1 protein-coding gene is annotated in these 989 nt (G+C 48.6%); it reads left to right on the top strand.

What is annotated here, in order from left to right; all coding sequences use genetic code 11:
* On the top strand, positions 1 to 989 hold a 989-nt coding region (locus tag RTW80_RS26025; protein ID WP_312720964.1), incomplete at both ends, for a PilN family type IVB pilus formation outer membrane protein.

The raw sequence follows: 989 nt of genomic DNA, 5'->3' as shown, positions 1-989 counted from the left end.
GCCATTAACGCTGAATAACCTCATGTGGCAGGGAGATATCAATGGTCTTCTGGATCTGATGGCCAGCCGGAGTGGTCTGTACTGGCGCATGGATAATGGTCGGATTGTATTCTATCTGACTGAAACCAGAACGTATCCACTTCATATGCTGAACACCAAAACCAGCAGCAGTTCCAGTGTCAGCTCTGGCTCAACAAGCACAATGGGGGCAACAGGAGGCCAGGATAACTCAGCATCCGGTGATGCTACGTCCTCTCAGAGCACAACCGTCGGTCAGGAATACGACCTGTATGAAGACATCCGGAAAACTATTGAAGCGATGCTGACACCAGAAAAAGGCCGTTACTGGTTATCTGCATCGAGCTCAACGCTAACAGTCACTGATACTCCTGCTGTCCAGGAAGCCGTCGCACGATATGTGGACGAACAAAACAGTATTATGAACCGCCAGGTAGCCCTGAACGTACAGGTTCTGAGCGTCAGCAATACCAGAAACGAGCAGTTCGGTCTGGACTGGAATCTTGTTTACAAATCGCTACATTCCGCCGGAGCAACGTTGAACAATGCAAGCGGAGATTTTACAGGCGCTACATCTGCAGGCGTATCAATTCTGGATACGGCAACAGGGAATGCCGCCAAATTCAGCGGTTCCAGCCTTCTGATTAAAGCACTGAGTGAACAAGGCGATGTCAGCGTTGTAACTTCACAAGAAAGCACGGTCACAAACCTGACGCCGGTACCTATCCAGATGGCAGATCAGACAGTTTACGTCGCCCAGTCAGCAACAACTACGACTACGGATGTAGGAGCAACAACAACATTAACACCGGGCATGATCACCACTGGATTCAATATGACCCTGCTGCCTTTAATTCAGAAAACAGGCAATCTCCAGTTGCAGATGAACTTTAATCTGTCTGATCCCCCAACTATCCGTAGCTTTACGTCAAAAGACGGAAACAGTTACATCGAAATGCCATATACCAAAC

Origin of the sequence: Escherichia sp. AM3 (genome assembly GCF_032029835.1) — a bacterium.
GTDB lineage: Bacteria > Pseudomonadota > Gammaproteobacteria > Enterobacterales > Enterobacteriaceae > Escherichia > Escherichia coli.
This window is presented reverse-complemented; position numbering and strand designations above follow the sequence as displayed.